18 protein-coding genes are annotated in these 18153 nt (G+C 72.3%); all 18 read left to right on the forward strand.

The window, feature by feature from the left end:
- The first annotated feature begins 394 nt into the window (after positions 1–394).
- The 18 genes from ACFWIA_RS09225 to ACFWIA_RS09310 all read left to right on the forward strand — a co-directional run bounded on the left by ACFWIA_RS09225 (position 395) and on the right by ACFWIA_RS09310 (position 18095).
- Positions 395–1867 carry a hypothetical protein gene (locus ACFWIA_RS09225; protein WP_387002145.1) on the forward strand — a complete coding sequence of 491 codons (1473 nt, stop codon included), beginning with the start codon at positions 395–397 and terminating at the stop codon, positions 1865–1867.
- Positions 1868–2147: 280 nt separating this feature from the next.
- The gene (locus tag ACFWIA_RS09230; protein WP_387001969.1) at positions 2148–3497 is read left to right on the forward strand and encodes an ammonium transporter; all 1350 of its coding nucleotides are present in this window, start codon (positions 2148–2150) and stop codon (positions 3495–3497) included.
- Entirely contained in the window at positions 3494–3832 is a 339-nt protein-coding gene (locus ACFWIA_RS09235; RefSeq protein ID WP_387001971.1) for a P-II family nitrogen regulator, read from the forward strand. Before ACFWIA_RS09230 ends, ACFWIA_RS09235 begins: the two co-directional genes overlap by 4 nt.
- 55 nt (positions 3833–3887) lie before the next feature.
- On the forward strand, positions 3888–6407 hold the full coding sequence (locus ACFWIA_RS09240) for a [protein-PII] uridylyltransferase (protein WP_387001973.1): 2520 nt from the start codon (positions 3888–3890) through the stop codon (positions 6405–6407).
- Between the two features lie 136 nt (positions 6408–6543).
- Positions 6544–8082: a signal recognition particle protein gene (gene ffh, locus ACFWIA_RS09245; protein ID WP_387001975.1), complete on the forward strand. Its 1539-nt coding sequence runs from the start codon at positions 6544–6546 to the stop codon at positions 8080–8082.
- Positions 8083–8448: 366 nt separating this feature from the next.
- Positions 8449–9138, forward strand: coding sequence for a hypothetical protein (locus tag ACFWIA_RS09250; RefSeq protein ID WP_387001977.1), 690 nt, complete (start codon positions 8449–8451; stop codon positions 9136–9138).
- Positions 9139–9312: 174 nt separating this feature from the next.
- Positions 9313–9909 (forward strand): hypothetical protein, encoded by a 597-nt coding sequence (locus ACFWIA_RS09255; protein WP_387001979.1) that lies wholly within the window; start codon positions 9313–9315, stop codon positions 9907–9909.
- A 626-nt stretch (positions 9910–10535) separates the two neighbouring features.
- Positions 10536–10964: a 30S ribosomal protein S16 gene (gene rpsP, locus ACFWIA_RS09260; RefSeq protein ID WP_387001981.1), complete on the forward strand. Its 429-nt coding sequence runs from the start codon at positions 10536–10538 to the stop codon at positions 10962–10964.
- 4 nt (positions 10965–10968) lie between these two features.
- The gene (locus ACFWIA_RS09265) at positions 10969–11205 is read left to right on the forward strand and encodes an RNA-binding protein (RefSeq protein WP_040247777.1); all 237 of its coding nucleotides are present in this window, start codon (positions 10969–10971) and stop codon (positions 11203–11205) included.
- A 189-nt stretch (positions 11206–11394) separates the two neighbouring features.
- Entirely contained in the window at positions 11395–12003 is a 609-nt protein-coding gene (rimM, locus tag ACFWIA_RS09270; protein ID WP_387001983.1) for a ribosome maturation factor RimM, read from the forward strand.
- The gene (trmD, locus tag ACFWIA_RS09275) at positions 12003–12824 is read left to right on the forward strand and encodes a tRNA (guanosine(37)-N1)-methyltransferase TrmD (protein ID WP_387001985.1); all 822 of its coding nucleotides are present in this window, start codon (positions 12003–12005) and stop codon (positions 12822–12824) included. The genes rimM and trmD overlap by 1 nt, the downstream gene beginning before the upstream one ends.
- A 137-nt stretch (positions 12825–12961) precedes the next feature.
- Positions 12962–13312, forward strand: a complete 351-nt coding sequence (gene rplS / locus ACFWIA_RS09280; RefSeq protein ID WP_385491539.1) for a 50S ribosomal protein L19 — start codon at positions 12962–12964, stop codon at positions 13310–13312.
- A gap of 124 nt (positions 13313–13436) precedes the next feature.
- A complete protein-coding gene (gene lepB / locus ACFWIA_RS09285) occupies positions 13437–14243 on the forward strand; it encodes a signal peptidase I (protein WP_387001987.1) in 807 nt (268 codons plus the stop codon).
- The gene (lepB, locus tag ACFWIA_RS09290; protein WP_387001989.1) at positions 14236–15375 is read left to right on the forward strand and encodes a signal peptidase I; all 1140 of its coding nucleotides are present in this window, start codon (positions 14236–14238) and stop codon (positions 15373–15375) included. The genes lepB (ACFWIA_RS09285) and lepB (ACFWIA_RS09290) overlap by 8 nt, the downstream gene beginning before the upstream one ends.
- Before the next feature lie 7 nt (positions 15376–15382).
- A complete protein-coding gene (lepB, locus tag ACFWIA_RS09295) occupies positions 15383–16183 on the forward strand; it encodes a signal peptidase I (protein ID WP_387002147.1) in 801 nt (266 codons plus the stop codon).
- Between the two features lie 163 nt (positions 16184–16346).
- A complete protein-coding gene (gene lepB, locus ACFWIA_RS09300) occupies positions 16347–17129 on the forward strand; it encodes a signal peptidase I (RefSeq protein WP_387001991.1) in 783 nt (260 codons plus the stop codon).
- A 62-nt stretch (positions 17130–17191) separates the two neighbouring features.
- Positions 17192–17731, forward strand: a complete 540-nt coding sequence (locus tag ACFWIA_RS09305; RefSeq protein WP_387001993.1) for an NUDIX hydrolase — start codon at positions 17192–17194, stop codon at positions 17729–17731.
- A gap of 55 nt (positions 17732–17786) precedes the next feature.
- Positions 17787–18095: a DUF2469 domain-containing protein gene (locus ACFWIA_RS09310; protein WP_385491553.1), complete on the forward strand. Its 309-nt coding sequence runs from the start codon at positions 17787–17789 to the stop codon at positions 18093–18095.
- The last annotated feature ends 58 nt before the right edge of the window (positions 18096–18153 follow it).

The following is an 18153-nucleotide window of genomic DNA, read 5'->3' on the forward strand; positions in this document are numbered from 1 at the left end:
ACCGTCCGTTTGCGTCATGCCCCGTCAACGTGGGTATCCGGACAGCGCGCGGAAGCACTTCCCGTGGCGTGCGCGGCATTCCGCGCTCCGCTGTGCGTCACTCCGCCCTTGCCGCCGCATCTGCGTCAAGTCAAGCGCGCGGAAAGGGAGTCGGGTTCATTCGAAGGGGTGGCGAATGGTGGCGTTTCCGTGATCCGCCTCGCCGAATGCGTGATCGTCAGATTACTTTCAGTGCACGGATCTCGTGGGCCATTCCCCTTCGGGGCAGGCCGGCGGCGGCTCGGTCCCCCGTTCGAAGGGTGACAAGCGCCGGACAAAGCACTGTGACGCACGGCATGCTGATAGGGCTTGACCAGAAGTGTGGACAAATGGCGTGACGGATGGGGGCGTTCCGGTGGGCGGCAACGGTGAGGGCGGTTCGAACGCTGAGAAGCGCCCGAACGAGATGCTGGGCTCGTGGTTCACCCGGAGCGGGTGGTCCAAGGGCGAGTTGGCGCGTCAGGTGAACCGCAGAGCCCGGCAGTTGGGTGCCAACCACATCTCCACCGACACCTCCCGGGTCCGCCGCTGGCTGGACGGGGAGAATCCGCGCGAACCGATCCCGCGCATCCTGTCCGAGCTGTTCTCCGAACGGTTCGGCTGTGTGGTCGCCGTCGAGGACCTCGGGCTGCGCGCCCCCCACCGGGCGCCCTCGGTCGCCGGGGTGGACCTGCCCTGGACCGGGCCCCAAACGGTGGCCCTGATCGGCGAGTTCTCCCGGAGCGACCTGATGTTGGCCCGCCGCGGCTTCCTCGGCACCTCCCTCGGGCTGGCCGCCGGACCCGCGCTCATCGAACCCATGCAACGCTGGCTGGTCCCGACCCCCGGCACGCCGCGCCCCGAACCCGACGACGCCACCCTGCGCCGCGGGAACCGCCTCTCCCAGCCCGAGTTGGACCTGCTGGAGTCCACCACCCAGATGTTCCGGCAGTGGGACGCCCAGTGCGGCGGCGGGTTGCGGCGCAAGGCCGTCGTCGGGCAGCTGCACGAGGTCACCGACCTGCTCCAGGAACCCCAGCCGGCCGCCACCAGCCAGCGACTGTTCAAGGTCGCGGCCGAACTCGCCGAACTGGCCGGCTGGATGAGCTACGACGTGGGGCTCCAGCCCACCGCGCAGAAGTACTTCGTGCTCGCGCTGCACGCCGCGAAGGAGGCAGGGGACAAACCGCTCGGTTCGTACGTCCTGTCCAGCATGAGCCGTCAGATGATCCACCTCGGCCGTCCCGACGACGCCCTGGAACTCATCCACCTCGCCCAGTACGGCAGCCGGGACTGCGCCAGCGCCCGCACCCAGGCGATGCTGTATGCGATGGAGGCCCGCGCGTACGCCAACATGGGCCAGCCCAGCAAGGTGAAGCGGGCCGTCCGGATGGCCGAGGACACCTTCGGGGACGCCCTGGAGTGCGACGAGCCCGAGCCGGACTGGATCGGCTTCTTCACCGAGGCCGAGCTGAACGGCGAGAACGCGCACTCCTTCCGCGACCTGGCCTACGTCGCCGGGCGCAGCCCCACCTACGCGGCGCTCGCCGAGCCCGTGATGAACCGGGCCGTCGAACTCTTCGCGAAGGACGAGGACCACCAGAGGTCGTACGCGCTGAACCTCATCGGCATGGCGACCGTCCACCTCCTCCAGAAGGAGCCGGAGGAGAGCGCACGGCTCGCCCACGAGGCCCTGGCGGTGGCCAAGCAGGTCCGTTCCGAGCGGGTGAACACCCGCATCCGCAAGACGGTGGACAACGCCGCCCGGGAGTACGGCCACCTCACCGAGGTCGTCGAGCTGACCGAGCGGCTGGCCGTGCAGCTGCCGGAGAGCGCCGAGGCGGTCTGACGGCAGCCGCTCCGACCGGCCCCTCGGGACTGCTTCCGCTCCCGCGCGGGCCCGCTACCGGCGGGCTCCCGCGCTCCGGGGGTGTTCACCCGTGCGTAACACCCCCGGTCTCTTCGTCACTGGCGTGAAACAACCGGCGGCATCCGTGGAAACGGCGCCGCGCGAGTCTCTGGCCCACAAGGAGGGCGACCGAGCCACCCGGCGCCCCCCGGCCACCCCTCACGCCACCCTCAGCCCCGGCCCCGCCCGCTCGGGTCCGTTCCACGACGAGGAGACGCCGATGCCCCCAGGCATCACGTTCGCCGCAGACGCCCCGACGCTGTCTGCCGCCAACACCGGATTCATGCTCATCTGCTCCGCGCTGGTCATGCTGATGACCCCGGCCCTCGCCTTCTTCTACGGAGGCATGGTCCGCGTCAAGTCCACCCTCAACATGCTGATGATGAGCTTCATCAGCCTGGGCATCGTCACCGTCCTGTGGGTGCTGTACGGCTTCTCCCTCGCCTTCGGCACCGACAGCGCCGGCCTGATCGGCTGGTCCTCCGACTACGTCGGCCTCAGCGGGATCGGACTCACCGAACTCTGGGACGGCTACACCGTCCCCGTGTACGTCTTCGCGGTCTTCCAGCTGATGTTCGCGGTCCTCACCCCCGCCCTGATCAGCGGTGCCCTCGCCGACCGGGTCAAGTTCAGCGCCTGGGCGCTGTTCGTGGCCCTGTGGGCGACCGTCGTCTACTTCCCCGTAGCCCACTGGGTGTGGGGCACCGGCGGCTGGGCCTTCGAAATGGGCGTCATCGACTTCGCGGGCGGCACCGCCGTCCACATCAACGCGGGCGCCGCCGCCCTCGGCGTGATCCTGGTGCTCGGCAAGCGCGTCGGCTTCAAGAAGGACCCGATGCGCCCGCACTCCCTGCCGCTGGTCATGCTCGGCGCCGGACTGCTCTGGTTCGGCTGGTTCGGCTTCAACGCGGGCTCCTGGCTCGGCAACGACGACGGCGTCGGCGCGCTGATGTTCCTCAACACCCAGGTCGCCACCGCCGCCGCCATGCTCGCCTGGCTCGGCTACGAGAAGCTCCGGCACGGCGCGTGCACCACCCTCGGCGCCGCCTCCGGGGCCGTCGCCGGACTCGTCGCCATCACCCCGGCCGGCGGCTCCAGCTCCCCGCTCGGCTCCCTCGCCATCGGTGCGATCGCCGGTGTGCTGTGCGCCATGGCCGTCGGCCTCAAGTACCGCTTCGGGTACGACGACTCGCTCGACGTCGTCGGCGTCCACCTCGTCGGCGGGATCGCCGGCTCCGTCCTCGTCGGCTTCTTCGCCACCGGCGGCGGCCAGTCCGAGGCCAAGGGCCTCTTCTACGGCGGCGGACTCGAACAGCTCGTCAAGCAGCTCGCCGGGGTCGGCGGGGTCCTGCTGTACTCCTTCGTCGCCTCCGCGCTCCTCGCCCTGGTCATCGACAAGACCCTCGGCATGCGGGTCAGCGAAGAGGTCGAGGTGTCCGGCATCGACCGCACCGAACACGCCGAGACCGCCTACGACTTCAGCGGCGCCGGCGGCGGCGCCACCACCCGCACCTCCGCCCCGGTCCGCGAGTCCGCACCCGCCGAGTCCCACGAGAAGGTGGACGCATGAAGCTCATCACCGCCGTCGTCAAGCCGCACCGGCTCGACGAGGTCAAGGAAGCCCTCCACGCCTTCGGCGTCCACGGGCTGACCGTCACCGAAGCCAGCGGATACGGCCGCCAGCGCGGCCACACCGAGGTCTACCGGGGCGCCGAGTACACCGTCGACCTCGTCCCCAAGATCCGCATCGAGGTGCTGGCCGAGGACGACGACGCCGAACAGCTCATCGACGTCATCGTCAAGGCCGCCCGCACCGGCAAGATCGGCGACGGCAAGGTCTGGTCCGTCCCGGTCGACACCACGGTCCGGGTCAGAACCGGCGAACGCGGCCCGGACGCCCTCTGAGCCGGCGCCGACCGCACCGATGACCCACGGGGGAACGAGAGAACGGAGCCGCCGGGTGACCACCGTCGACCAGCACCGCAGCACCCCGGAACCCGACGAACCCGACGGGCCCGTGCCGGGCCCCTCGCCCAGCGGCTACGCGGCGGCCAGGGTGCGCCTCCTGCACGGGCGCTCCCGCACCGGCCCCGAACGCCGCGCCGCCCTCTCCGCCCTCACCGACGACTGGCTCGCCGCCCTGTTCCAAGCCGCCGACGCACCGCGGGGCGTCAGCCTCGTCGCCGTCGGCGGCTACGGGCGGGGCGAACTCTCCCCGCGCAGCGACCTCGACCTGCTGCTCCTGCACGACGGCGGGGACCGGACCCGGACCGCTGCCCTGGCCGACCGGCTCTGGTACCCCGTCTGGGACCTCGGCCTCGCCCTCGACCACTCGGTGCGCACCCCCGCCGAAACGCGCCGCGCCGCCACCGACGACCTCAAGGTCCAACTCGGCCTCCTCGACGCCCGGCACCTCGCCGGCGACCCGGCCCTCACCGCCGCGCTGCGCGCCACCGCCCTCGCCGACTGGCGCAACCTCGCCCCCAAGCGGCTGCCCGGACTGCGCGACCTGTGCGCCGAACGCGCCGCGCGCCACGGCGAACTCGCCCACCTCCTCGAACCCGACCTCAAGGAGGCCCGCGGCGGACTGCGCGACGCCACCGCCCTGGCCGCCGTCGCCGCCTCCTGGCTCGCCGACGCCCCCCGGCACGGCCTCGCCGACGCCCGCCGTCGCCTCCTCGACGCCCGCGACGCCCTCCACCTCACCACCGGCCGCGCCACCGACCGCCTCGCCCTCCAGGAACAGGACCAGGTCGCGGCCACCCTCGGCCTCCTCGACGCCGACGCCCTGCTCCGCCAGGTCTACGAAGCCGGCCGCGTCCTCGCCTACGCCGGCGAGGTCACCTGGCGCGAGGTCGGCCGGGTCCTGCGCGCCCGCGCCGCCCGCCCCCGGCTGCGGACCGTCCTCGGCGGCCGGGGCCGCGGTACGGACCCCACCCCCCGCACCCCGCTCGCCGAAGGCGTCGTCGAACACGACGGTGAGGTGTCCCTGGCCCGCAGCGCCCGCCCCGAGCGCGACCCGGTCCTCCCGCTGCGCGCCGCCGCCGCTGCCGCCCAGGCCGGACTGCCGCTCTCCCCGCACGCGGTGCGCCACCTCGCCCGCTCCACCGGGCCGCTGCCGGTGCCCTGGCCCGCCGAGGCCCGCGAACAGTTCGTCACCCTCCTCGGCGCCGGTCACCCCACCGTCCAGGTGTGGGAGGCGCTGGAGGCCGGGGGGCTGATCAGCCGACTGCTGCCCGACTGGGAACGGGTGCGCTGCCGCCCCCAGCGCAACGCGGTCCACACCTGGACCGTCGACCGGCACCTGGTCGAGACCGCCGTCCGGGCCGCCGCCCTCACCCGCCGGGTCGCCCGCCCCGACCTGCTGCTGGTCGCCGCCCTGCTGCACGACATCGGCAAGGGCTGGCCCGGCGACCACGCCGTCACCGGCGCCACCATCGCCCGGGACACCGCCGCCCGCATCGGATTCGACGCGCAGGACACGGCGGTCCTCGCCACCCTGGTCCGCCACCACCTGCTGCTCGTGGACACCGCCACCCGCCGCGACCTGGACGACCCCGCCACCGTGGCGACCGTCGCCGGGGCCGTCCGCACCACCGGCACCCTGGAGTTGCTGCACGCCCTCACCGAGGCCGACGCCCTCGCCACCGGCCCCGCCGCCTGGTCCACCTGGCGCGGCACCCTCGTCACCGAACTGGTCCGCAGGGTCGCCGACCGACTCGGCGGCACGCCCCCCGCCGCACCGACCGTGCCGTCGGCGGTGGCGGCGGGAGAGAGCGCCGACCACGAACGGCTCGCCGTCGAGGCCCACCGCACCGGTGGCCCGGTCCTCGCGCTACGGGCCCAACAACCGCCGCCCACGCCCGGCGACGGCGACCACCCCGAACCCCTCGGCGTCGAACTGCTCGTCGCCGTCCCCGACCGGCCCGGGGTGCTGCCCGCCGTCGCCGGGGTCCTCGCCACCCACCGGCTCACCGTGCGCGCCGCCGAACTCCGCGAACAGGCCCTCCCCACCGGCCTCGGCGGCGCATCGGCCGACCGCCCGGGCGGCGCGGTGCTCCTCCTCGACTGGCGGGTGGCCGCCCAGTACGGGTCCCTGCCGCAGGCCGCCCGGCTCCGCGCCGACCTGGTCCGCGCCCTCGACGGCTCCCTCGACATCGCCGCGCGCCTCGCCGAGCGGGACGCCGCGCACCCCCGGCGCCGGGGCATCGAACCGCCCCCGCCGCAGGTCACCGTGGCCGGGTCCGCCTCCCGCCAGGCCACCGTCATCGAGGTCCGCGCCCAGGACGCCCCCGGACTGCTGCACCGCATCGGACAGGCCCTGGAACGCGCGGGGGTACGGGTCCGCAGCGCGCACGTGAGCACCCTGGGCGCCAATGCCGTCGACGCCTTCTACGTCACCGACCCGGCCGGTGCGCCCCTGGCCGCCGACCGGGCCGCCGCACTCGCCCGGGACCTGGAGTCCGACTTGCGGGGGTGAGCGCCGGGGCGCCCGGACGACGGGCCGGTCACCGCACCGGTACGGGACCCGTCGCAGAGGGTCCTACGGCTGGCGGGACCGATTACCCTGGGGGACGACCCGTCCGCCCCCTTCGACCCGAGGATTCGCGACCGCCGTGTTCGACACTCTCCAGGATCGCCTCGCAGCGACATTCAAGAACCTCCGCGGCAAGGGTCGCCTGAGCGAGGCGGACATCGACGCCACCGCGCGGGAGATCCGTATCGCCCTCCTTGAGGCGGACGTCGCGCTCCCCGTCGTCCGGGCCTTCATCAAGCAGGTCAAGGAACGGGCGACCGGCGCCGAGGTGTCGCAGGCGCTCAACCCCGCGCAGCAGGTCATCAAGATCGTCAACGAGGAGCTGGTCGGCATCCTCGGCGGCGAGACCCGCCGACTGCGGTTCGCGAAGACCGCGCCGACCGTGATCATGCTCGCCGGTCTCCAGGGCGCGGGCAAGACCACCCTCGCCGGCAAGCTCGGCCACTGGCTCAAGGGCCAGGGCCACTCGCCGCTGCTCGTCGCGTGCGACCTCCAGCGCCCCAACGCCGTCAACCAGCTCAGCGTGGTCGCCGAGCGGGCCGGGGTCGGCGTGTACGCCCCCCAGCCGGGCAACGGGGTGGGCGACCCGGTCCAGGTCGCCCAGGACTCCATCGAGTACGCGCGCTCCAAGCAGTACGACATCGTCATCGTCGACACCGCCGGACGCCTCGGCATCGACCAGGAACTGATGCAGCAGGCGGCCGACATCCGGGACGCGGTCTCCCCGGACGAGGTGCTGTTCGTCGTCGACGCGATGATCGGTCAGGACGCCGTCAACACCGCGGAGGCGTTCCGCGACGGCGTCGGCTTCGACGGCGTGGTGCTGTCCAAGCTCGACGGCGACGCCCGTGGTGGTGCCGCACTGTCGATCGCGCACGTGACCGGCCGTCAGATCATGTTCGCGTCCAACGGCGAGAAGCTGGACGACTTCGACGCCTTCCACCCGGACCGGATGGCCTCGCGCATCCTGGGCATGGGTGACGTCCTCACCCTGATCGAGAAGGCCGAGCAGACCTTCTCGAAGCAGGAGGCCGAGGAGATGGCCTCCAAGCTCGCCTCCAGCAAGGGCAAGGACTTCACGCTCGACGACTTCCTCGCCCAGATGGAACAGGTCCGCAAGATGGGCTCCATCAGCAAGTTGCTCGGCATGCTGCCGGGCATGGGGCAGATCAAGGACCAGATTAACAACCTGGACGAGCGGGACGTGGACCGCACCGCGGCGATCATCAAGTCGATGACGCCCGCGGAGCGGCAGGACCCGACGATCATCAACGGATCGCGGCGGGCCCGGGTCGCCCGGGGTTCCGGCGTCGAGGTCAGCGCGGTCAAGAACCTGGTGGAGCGGTTCTTCGAGGCCCGCAAGATGATGTCCCGGATGGCCCAGGGCGGCGGGATGCCCGGCATGCCCGGCATCCCGGGCATGGGTGGCGGCCCCGGTCGCCAGAAGAAGAAGCAGAAGATCGCCAAGGGCAAGCAGCGGTCGGGCAACCCGATGAAGCGCAAGCAGCAGGAGGAGGAGGCCGCCACCCGCCGCGAGCAGGGTGCAGCCTTCGGTCTGCCCGACCAGTCCGCGCAGAACTTCGAACTGCCCGACGAGTTCAAGAAGTTCATGGGCTGATCCCTCCACGGCGGTGGGGTGGCCAGGCGCCGCCCCACCCTCCGTGCCGGCACGATGTTCCTGTCCCGACGTCAACTCCGTTACGACGGGGATCCGTTGGAGTGAGGGGTGGCGCGCACCCCTGATCGGCGGTGGCGCGTCAACCCGGCGCCCGCTCGGATTCCCGCCCCCGGGCGCCCCGCCGTACCGGGCCCGGACGGCACAGGCGTCCGCCCGCACCGCTCGGACCGAGGAGTTCCCCCCCCGCCGGTACCAAGACCGCGTGGCCGAGGCGGAGTTGCCCGACCAGGGGCCGGTGCGCAGTGCCCCGGTCATCCGACCGTACGGGTACGGCGACGCCCGAGCGCGGCCCGCATCCACCGGGAGGTGCCTCCCGCATCCACCGAGCACGTCCTCGCGGTCGATCAGGACGAGGCGGTGCGGGCAGCCGTCCGCGCGACCGCCGACCGGGTCCGCGCGACGGGCGTCCGGGTCCGGATGGGGGGCCGCGCCGCCCTCCCGCTCGGACGCCGCGCCGTGGAACGGGAGTTGAGCAGCCCCCCGCTGTGCGCGGAGAGCGGCCCCCGGGACGTCGGGAGCGGCGCCGGGGGCCGGGTGCGGTGCCTCCCCGGCGGCGAGAAACCCGTGACGTGGGACGCGCTCACGGCGGTGGCGCCGGATATCCTGGCCGACGACCGGGCGCTCCCGCTCACCCAGGCCCGCGAGCGCCGCCTCTCCCGCACCGCCGACGTCACCAGCGTCGCGGCCGCCGTGGAGGCCGCCGTCCCGGGCGGCTGGGCCCGCATCCCCGGGACCGCACCGGGTACCGAGGCGGAGGAACGGCCCGCCCGGCACGAGGTGTCCGTCCGCTGCCCGATCGCCGGGAACGGCACGTTCTTGCGGCCGAGGACCTGCTGGGGGAACCCCGCCGTCGTGGCCCGCCTCTCATACATCGTGGCGATCCCGACTCACGAGACGCCGAGCACCACCCGGTGGCACGTGCCGGTGCCATACGTCGATCGGCCGAAACCCATCGGTCGTACCGGACCACCCGGGGTACGGCGCCCGGCGGGGTAGCTCTCCGTCCGTGCACCTCTTCTCCCTACATATCCGCAGATCAGCGCACCCGAACCCATCCCTGGGGGTGCGCCACGGATGAGGTGCAGAACAACGCAAACTGACGGGTACGTGCAAAATATTTGGGATGCCCCGGAATAGGAACACAGAGGCACTCCGGCTCGTTGTCACGACGTGAGCACGACACCACCAGTTCTCGCCGCAGAGCTGGCAGCCGCGTGGGCCGACATTCAAAGGCACCACCCCGAGCTGCCGGACCTGGCCGCGCCCGAATCACTGATCGGAGAGTCGTCGTCCGCGTGTGGGCACGAACTCTCCTTCGAGCGACTCCTCCATGAGGCAGTCCACGGCATCGCCGCCGCCCGAGGTGTCCGCGACACCTCGCGCGCCGGCCGCTACCACAACCGCAGATTCCTCGCGATCGCCGAGGAGATGGGCCTCGACCATCCGGACGAACCACACCCGAGCAGTGGTTTCTCCCTGGTCACCCTGAACGTCGAGGCCAAGAAGCGGTACCGCCCGACCATCGATCGCCTCCAGCGCGCGCTCAGGGCGCACACGGCGGCGACCGAGTCCGACAACGTGGCCCGCACCTTCCGCGGTCCCGCCGCGCGGCACGGCTCCTCCGGGGGCGGCGTCCGCGTCAAGGCGGTCTGCGACTGCGGGCGCAACGTGCGCGTGGTTCCGTCGGTCCTCGCGCAGGCGCCGATCGTCTGCGGGGGGTGCGGGAAGCCCTTCCGCATCCCCGAACCCGTCGCGGTGGCCAGCTGACGGCCGCCACGACCGGATGAGGACGGACCGCGCAGCCGGCGAGCGCCGGGCGGGACCGTCCGGAACGTGCGGATGCACCGGGCGTGACGTGGGGGCGTCGTGCGAGGGCATCCGGAGCGTTCCGACCTGACGCTGGGGGCGTCGGGGCTCAGCAAGGGGGACCACCTCTCAGGATTCGGCGCGCGACGAGCGGGCTCGCGGAGTCACGTTCCGCTTCCGTCACGCGTCACGGCGGCCGATCAGGACGGCCGCGGGTCGGACGTCCGCGAGGGCCGCGGACGGCCAGCAGCTCCCGTACCGCCCGCGCGGCGGGCCCTCGGCCGTGGAGACCGCCACCCGTCAGGTAGGTGGAGGTCCGCACGGTCGGGGGGCGGCGCGCAGCGGCACACGTCGGTACGGAGCAGCGCTCGGCAGTCATGCAGTACCCGTCAGTACGGGGTGAGGGGGCGTCCGGACGCGATTCGGGCGCCCCCTCCCTCATGTGGCACAATGACTAGCTGTACTCGACGGCCGCACAGGACCCCTCTCTCCTCCGGCTGACGCGTCCATCGGGCAACTCGGGTACCGCAACCCCACGCGGCAATCCGTCGTGCCCACACCCGTCAACACCAGGAGACACCACTCCCGTGGCAGTCAAGATCAAGCTGAAGCGTCTGGGCAAGATCCGTTCGCCTCACTACCGCATCGTCGTCGCCGACTCCCGTACCCGCCGTGACGGCCGGGCCATCGAGGAGATCGGCCTGTACCACCCGGTGCAGAACCCGTCGCGCATCGAGGTCGACGCCGAGCGCGTCGCCTACTGGCTGCGTGTCGGCGCCCAGCCGACCGAGCCCGTGCTCGCGATTCTGAAGAAGACCGGCGACTGGCAGAAGTTCAAGGGCGAGCCCGCCCCGGCTCCGCTGCTCGTCGCGGCCGAGAAGGCCGCCCGCCCCTCCTTCGAGTCGCTCGGTGGCGAGTCGGACGGCAAGGGCGAGGCCATCACGCAGAAGAAGAAGGCTGACAAGGCTGAGAAGAAGGACGAGGCTGCCGCCGAGTCTGAGTCGACCGAGGGCTGACGAGATGCTTGAGGAGGCTCTTGAGCACCTCGTGAAGGGCATCGTCGACAATCCGGACGACGTGCAGGTCGCCTCGCGCAACCTGCGCCGCGGACGCGTCCTGGAGGTTCGGGTCCACCCCGATGACCTCGGGAAGGTGATCGGCCGTAACGGCCGCACCGCACGCGCCCTGCGGACCGTCGTGGGCGCCATCGGCGGCCGTGGCATCCGCGTCGACCTCGTCGACGTCGACCAGGTCTGAATCCGCCCACCGGGCACGCCCGGCCCCCAGGGGCCGCGGCCCGCTCGCACGGCGGTTCTCACAGTGATGGCTGAAGTACTGGGGCCGGGGGTGAACCACCCCCGGCCCCCGTACGTTCCCCGGCCGCCTCCCCGCTCCACCCCTGCTTTCCGTCCCGCCCCAGTCGTCCCCTCACCAGGAGCAAGACACGTGCAGCTCGTAGTCGCGCGGATCGGCCGCGCCCACGGGATCAAGGGCGAGGTCACCGTCGAGGTGCGCACCGACGAACCCGAACTGCGGCTCGCCCCCGGTGCCGTCCTCGCCACCGATCCGGCCGCCACGGGCCCCCTCACCATCGAGACCGGCCGCGTCCACAGCGGACGGTTGCTGCTGCGCTTCGCCGGAGTGCGCGACCGCGGCGCCGCCGAAGCCCTGCGCAACACCCTGCTCATCGCCGAGATCGACCCCGACGAGAGCCCGGCCGAGCCCGACGAGTACTACGACCACCAGCTCATGGACCTCGACGTCGTCACCATCGACGGCACCCCGATCGGCCGGATCACCGAGATCTCGCACCTGCCCTCGCAGGACCTGTTCGTCGTGGAGCGCCCCGACGGCAGGGAGGAGCTGATCCCCTTCGTCGAGGAGATCGTCGTGGAGATCGACCTCGCCGAGCAGCGCGCCGTGATCGACCCGCCGCCCGGCCTCATCGACGACCGGGCGGAGGTCGCCTCCGCCCGGGACGCCGAGGCCGGCGACACGTCCGGGGCGGGCGACACGTCCGGTGCGGGCACCGGGACGGTCGGGGACGGCGTCTGATGCGGATCGACGTCGTCACGATCTTCCCCGAGTACCTGAACCCGCTCGACGTCTCCCTCGTCGGCAAGGCGCGCGCCCGCGGACAGCTCGGTGTGCGCGTCCACGACCTGCGGAACTGGACCCACGACCGGCACCACACCGTCGACGACACCCCCTACGGGGGCGGTCCGGGCATGGTCATGAAGACCGAGCCCTGGGGCGAGGCACTGGACGAGGTCGTCGCCGACGGCTACGAGTCCGGTGCGCACGGCCCCGCCCTCGTCGTCCCCACCCCGAGCGGACGCCCCTTCACCCAGGAACTCGCCGTCGAGCTCTCCGCCCGGCCCTGGCTGATCTTCGCGCCCGCGCGCTACGAGGGCATCGACCGGCGCGTCACGGACGAGTACGCGACGCGCACCCCGGTCTACGAGGTGTCCATCGGTGACTACGTGCTCGCGGGCGGCGAGGCGGCCGTCCTCGTCATCACCGAGGCGGTGGCCCGGCTGCTGCCCGGCGTCCTCGGCAACGCCGAGTCCCACCGGGACGACTCCTTCGCCCCCGGGGCGATGGCGGACCTGCTCGAAGGCCCCGTCTACACCAAGCCCCCCGAGTGGCGCGGTCGCGGCATCCCCGAGGTGCTGCTCAGCGGCCACCACGGCAAGATCGCCCGCTGGCGCCGCGACGAGGCCCTGCACCGCACCAGCCTCCACCGACCCGACCTGATCGAGCGGGCCGACCCGGCCGCGTTCGACAAGAAGGACCGCGAGACCCTGTCGATCCTGGGCTGGGCGCCCGGCGCCGACGGTCGATTTGGGCGGACCGCGCACACCGTGGAACAATGAGCCGTTGTCGTGCGTCGCTCGGCGTGCGCCCCTGCCACAGGGGGACACGACGCCCGCTCCAGTGGGCACGACACCCCACCACCACCTCCCAAGAGATTCGCCGATGACCTGTGGCATGGGCGAGGAAGCAGACGATCATGTCCCACCTGCTCGACACCGTCGACAACGCGTCGCTGCGCAGCGACGTCCCGGCCTTCCGCCCGGGTGACACCGTCAACGTCCACGTGCGCGTCATCGAGGGCAACCGCTCCCGTGTGCAGCAGTTCAAGGGCGTCGTCATCCGCCGCCAGGGCTCGGGCGTCCGTGAGACCTTCACGGTCCGCAAGGTCTCCTTCTCCGTCGGCGTCGAGCGCACCTTCCCGGTGCACACCCCGATCGTCGAGAAGATCGAGCTCGTCACCCGCGGTGACGTGCGTCGCGCGAAGCTCTACTACCTGCGCGACCTGCGCGGCAAGGCCGCGAAGATCAAGGAGAAGCGCGACAACTGAGTCGTCGCACCGCTCCTCGGTCCCGGACCGGGGCACCCCTGGTGCCCCGGTGGGGCCGGGTGACGTGCGTCACGGCCACTCGCGCCCGCGGGTCCTCATCGGTGCCGGATACCATCAGGCACCGATGGACACCGCAGCACAGCGATCGGAACGCGACCGTTCCTCCCGTTCCTCCGTATCCGGGCCCGCCCCGGAGCCGGGGGACCCGGAGGGGCGGTCGCGTTCCGTTTCCCCCGAACCCCCCACCGCACCGGCCTCGGAGTCACCGGAGTCACCGGAGTCACCGGAGTCACCGGAGCCGTCGGAGGCCCGAGGGGATCGCTCCCCGCTCGCCGAGTGGCTGCCCGGCGGCCGGTTGACGCTCGCCGTCCTGGTCGTCCTGGTGCTCCTGCTGCTGGTCACCACGTTCGTACTGAAACCCTTCGCGATCCCCAGCTCCTCCATGGAGCCGGGGCTGCGCGCCGGGGACCGCGTCCTCGTCAACAAGCTGGCGTACCGTCTGGGGGCGGAGCCGCAGCGGGGGGACGTCGTGGTCTTCGACGGCACCGGCTACTTCGGCGACGCCCACTACATCAAGCGCGTCGTCGGCACCGGCGGTGACCGGGTGGTCTGCTGCGACCGGCGGGGGAGGATCGAGGTGAACGGCCGAGCCGTGGACGAGCCCTACCTGAGCCCCGGCGACCGGCCCTCACAGGTTCCGTTCGACGTGGTCGTGCCCGGCGCGAGCCTGTTCCTCCTGGGCGACCACCGCTCCGCCTCCAGCGACTCCCGGGACCACCTGGGCTCGCCCGGCGGCGGCATGATCCCGCTCGACCACGTCATCGGCCGGGCCGAGTGGATCACCTGGCCCTTCGACCGACTGACCGGAGTCGACCGCCCGGGCGGTTTCGCGCGCGTACCCGATCCGCCCGCCGGCGGCGGCCATGGGTAACCGCCGGCGCCCCCGCTCCGGCCCGGGCGCCGACCCGCGGCTGCCCACCGGTAGCCGGCCCACCGGCCCGCCCGGCCGTGCCGAACGCCGCAAGCTCGCGCGCAAGGTGAAGCGCCGCCGCCGGCGCTCCGCGTTGAAGGAGATACCGCTGCTGCTCGGCGCGGCGGCCCTGATAGCCCTCGTCCTGAAGACGTTCCTGGTCCAGGCGTTCGTCATCCCCTCCGGTTCCATGGAGCAGACCATCCGGATCGGGGACCGGGTACTGGTCGACAAGCTGACGCCCTGGTTCGGCGGCAAGCCGGAGCGCGGGGACGTCGTCGTGTTCAAGGACCCGGGCGGCTGGCTCGGGGACGAACCGGTGCAGCCCCCCGACGACCCCGTCGTCATCAAACAGGTCAAGCAGGCGCTCGGCTGGATCGGCCTGATGCCGTCCGCGGACGAGCAGGACCTGATCAAGCGCGTGGTGGCCGTGGGCGGTGACACGGTCAAGTGCTGCGACGCCGACGGCAGGGTCACCGTCAACGGCACGCCCCTCAACGAGCCGTACGTCAACCCCGGCAACCAACCCTCCGAATTGACGTTCGAGGTCAAGGTCCCTCCGGGCCGGCTGTGGGTCATGGGCGACCACCGCAAGAACTCCGCGGACTCCCGCTACCACCGCACCGGCGGGCACGACGGCACCGTCTCCGAGGAGAGCGTCGTCGGTCGGGCCCTGCTCATCGCCTGGCCGTTCGACCACTGGCGACGGCTCGACGAGCCGGACACCTACGCCTCCGTCCCGGACCCGCCCGGGGCGCCGAGCGGCACCGCCGCCCAGGGCGCTGCGGTGCCCGTGATGGCCGCGTCGCATAGGGTGTCCCCCGCGGATCACAATGGATTGATCCCCCTCCCGACCCCTGCGGAACTCCCGCTCGTTATGGGAGTGGTGGGCCTGCGTCGCATGTGGGGCAGGCAGCGGTACGGACTGAGGAGTGGATGTGGGGGATTTGGCGGTCGGCGCACGATCCGGTCACGATGGCCCCGAAGAGCGCCCCGAGCGCCCGGGCGGGCTGCCGTCGGACGCGGGCGGCCCGGGGCCCGACCCCGCGCCGCGCAGCGGGGACACCGCACCCACGGGCGGCGGTGGTGGTGACGGGGAGATCCCGGACGAAGGGGACGAGCAGGGCGGTGGTCAGCCGAAGAAGCCGCGTTCCTTCTGGAAGGAACTGCCGCTGCTCGTCGGCATCGCCCTGGTGCTGGCACTGGTGATCAAGACGTTCCTGGTGCAGGCGTTCTCCATCCCCTCGAACTCCATGCAGGACACCCTCCAGAAGGGTGACCGGGTGCTGGTCGACAAGCTGACCCCCTGGTTCGGGTCCGAACCGGAGCGCGGGGAAGTGATCGTCTTCCACGATCCCGACCAGTGGCTGGCGGGCGAGCCGATCCCCGAGGTCAACGTCATCCAGAAGGGCCTCAGCTGGATCGGCCTGATGCCGTCCGCCGAGGAGAAGGACCTGATCAAGCGGGTCATCGGGGTCGGCGGCGACACCGTGGAGTGCAAGGGCACCGGCCCGGTGCTCCTGAACGGCAAGCCCCTCGACGAGCCGTACGTCTTCCCCGGGGACACCCCGTGTTCGGTGGACGAGTACGGCGGCCAGTTCAAGAAGAAGGTGCCCGAGGGCATGGTGTGGGTCATGGGCGACCACCGCCAGGACTCCCAGGACTCCCGGTACCACCAGCGCGACAGGAACGAGGGCTTCGTCCCCGTCGACGAGGTCGTCGGTCGTGCCGTGGTGATCGCCTGGCCGCCCACCCGCTGGGCGACGCTGCCGGTCCCCGACACCTTCGACCAGCCCGGCCTGAACGCCGCGCTCGGTGCGGCGCCCGGATTCCTGGGCCTCGCCGGCGCGCTGCCGATCGTGCTGTGGCGGCGCAGGGCCGTACGCCGCTCGGCGTCCTAGCCCGGACCGCACGTCCCTCGGTGTCCGCCGTGCCCGGTGCACGGCGGACACCGCTGTGCGTGGCGCCTACCGCCGGGTAGGGTGCCGCCCAGAGCACCGGCCCGGCAGCGCCGTCCGCGCCTCCGGCGACCGCTGGCTCGACGATCGGGTACGGGGGGCTGCGATGAGCGGGACCGAAGATTCCGTGGGCACGGTCGACACCGGTGCACCGGTCCCGGGGCGAACGGGCGCTGCCCTGTCCGGAGTGGCCGTCGCCCTCGGCTGCGTGCTGTTCCTCGGCGCCTTCGCCTGGGGCGCCCTGGTCTACCGGCCCTACACCGTCCCCACCGCCTCCATGGCACCGACCCTCGGCACCGGGGACCGGGTCCTCGCCCAGCGCATCGACGGCGAGCAGGTGCGCCGCGGTGACGTGGTCGTCTTCCATCAGGCCGCCTGGGGCGACCTGCCGATGGTCAAACGGGTCGTCGCGGTCGGCGGGGACACCGTCGCCTGCTGCACGGACGGCAGGCTCACCGTCAACGGCACCGCACTGGACGAGTCGTACCTCGCCCCCGCCCAGGCCGCTTCCGTCACGAGCATCCCCTCCACCACCGTGCCCGACGACGGGCTGTTCCTGCTCGGCGACGCCCGGGCCGGCTCCCTCGACTCCGCCGCCCACCTCCAGAGCGCCGGCGGCGGCGCCGTGCCCCGGTCGGCGGTGGTGGCCCGGGTCGACGCCGTCGTCTGGCCGGTGGACGGGGCGCTCGCCCGCCCGGCCGTCTTCGCCGCGCTGCCCGGCGGGGTGTCCGAGCCCGGTCCGCTGCGGCCCCTGCTGAGCGCGGCGGTGCTGGGCACGGTGTTGGTCCTGGGCGGGGCCGCGTACGGTCCGCTCGCCCGCCGGGTCGCCCGCCGCCGCAAGGGAACGGCGGCGCCGGAGGGCACCGGGGAACCGGCCGGCACCGGATGACTCCGGACGCCCCGGGGCCGCACGGCATACAGTGATCCCACGGGTCGGGAGGGGACTACGGGATGGGTGAGGCACCGCAGGACCGACGGGTTCCGCCGCTCGCCCCGGGGCGCCCGCTGCGCAGGGTGGCCCGGGTGGTGCTGCTCGATCCGCGGGACCGCGTCCTGCTGCTCCACGGCCACGAGCCGGACGATCCGGCCGACGACTGGTGGTTCACCCCCGGCGGTGGCGTGGAGGGCCGCGAGACCCGTGAGCAGGCCGCCGTGCGGGAACTGGCCGAGGAGACCGGCATCACGGACGTGGCGCTGGGGCCCGTGCTGTGGCGCCGGATCTGCTCGTTCCCGTTCGCCGGGCGCCGCTGGGACCAGGACGAGTGGTACTACCTGGCCCGCACCGCCCGCACCGCCGAGGTGGCGCCCGGGGGTGCCGGACTGACCGAGCTGGAACGGCGCAGCGTCGTCGGAGCACGCTGGTGGACGTGCCGGGAACTGGCCGGGACGCATGAGACGGTGTACCCGACCAGACTCGCCGGACTGTTGCGCCGGCTGCTTGATGAAGGGCCCCCGGCCACTCCCGAGGTCCTGGACACCGAAATCGTCTAGGGCTCCGTGGTGCTGGCGCACAATGGGGGGACGCACGGCTGAAGGGGAACATGCCATGAGCGCCGAGGACCTCGAAAAGTACGAGACCGAGATGGAGCTGAAGCTCTACCGGGAGTACCGCGACGTCGTCGGGCTGTTCACGTACGTGATTGAGACCGAGCGGCGCTTCTACCTCACCAACGACTACGAGATGCAGGTGCAGTCCGTTCAGGGCGAGGTCTTCTTCGAGGTCACGATGGCCGATGCCTGGGTGTGGGACATGTACCGGCCGGCGCGCTTCGTGAAACAGGTACGGGTGCTCACGTTCAAGGACGTCAACATCGAGGAACTGAACAAGAGCGATCTGGAGCTCCCCGGCAGCTGAACCTGCCGCGGGTTCGGCCCTCGGCACCGCGGGCCCCTTCCGAGCACGTCACGAGCGC

Origin of the sequence: Streptomyces sp. NPDC127068 (genome assembly GCF_042724695.1) — a bacterium.
In the GTDB taxonomy this organism is placed as follows: domain Bacteria; phylum Actinomycetota; class Actinomycetes; order Streptomycetales; family Streptomycetaceae; genus Streptomyces.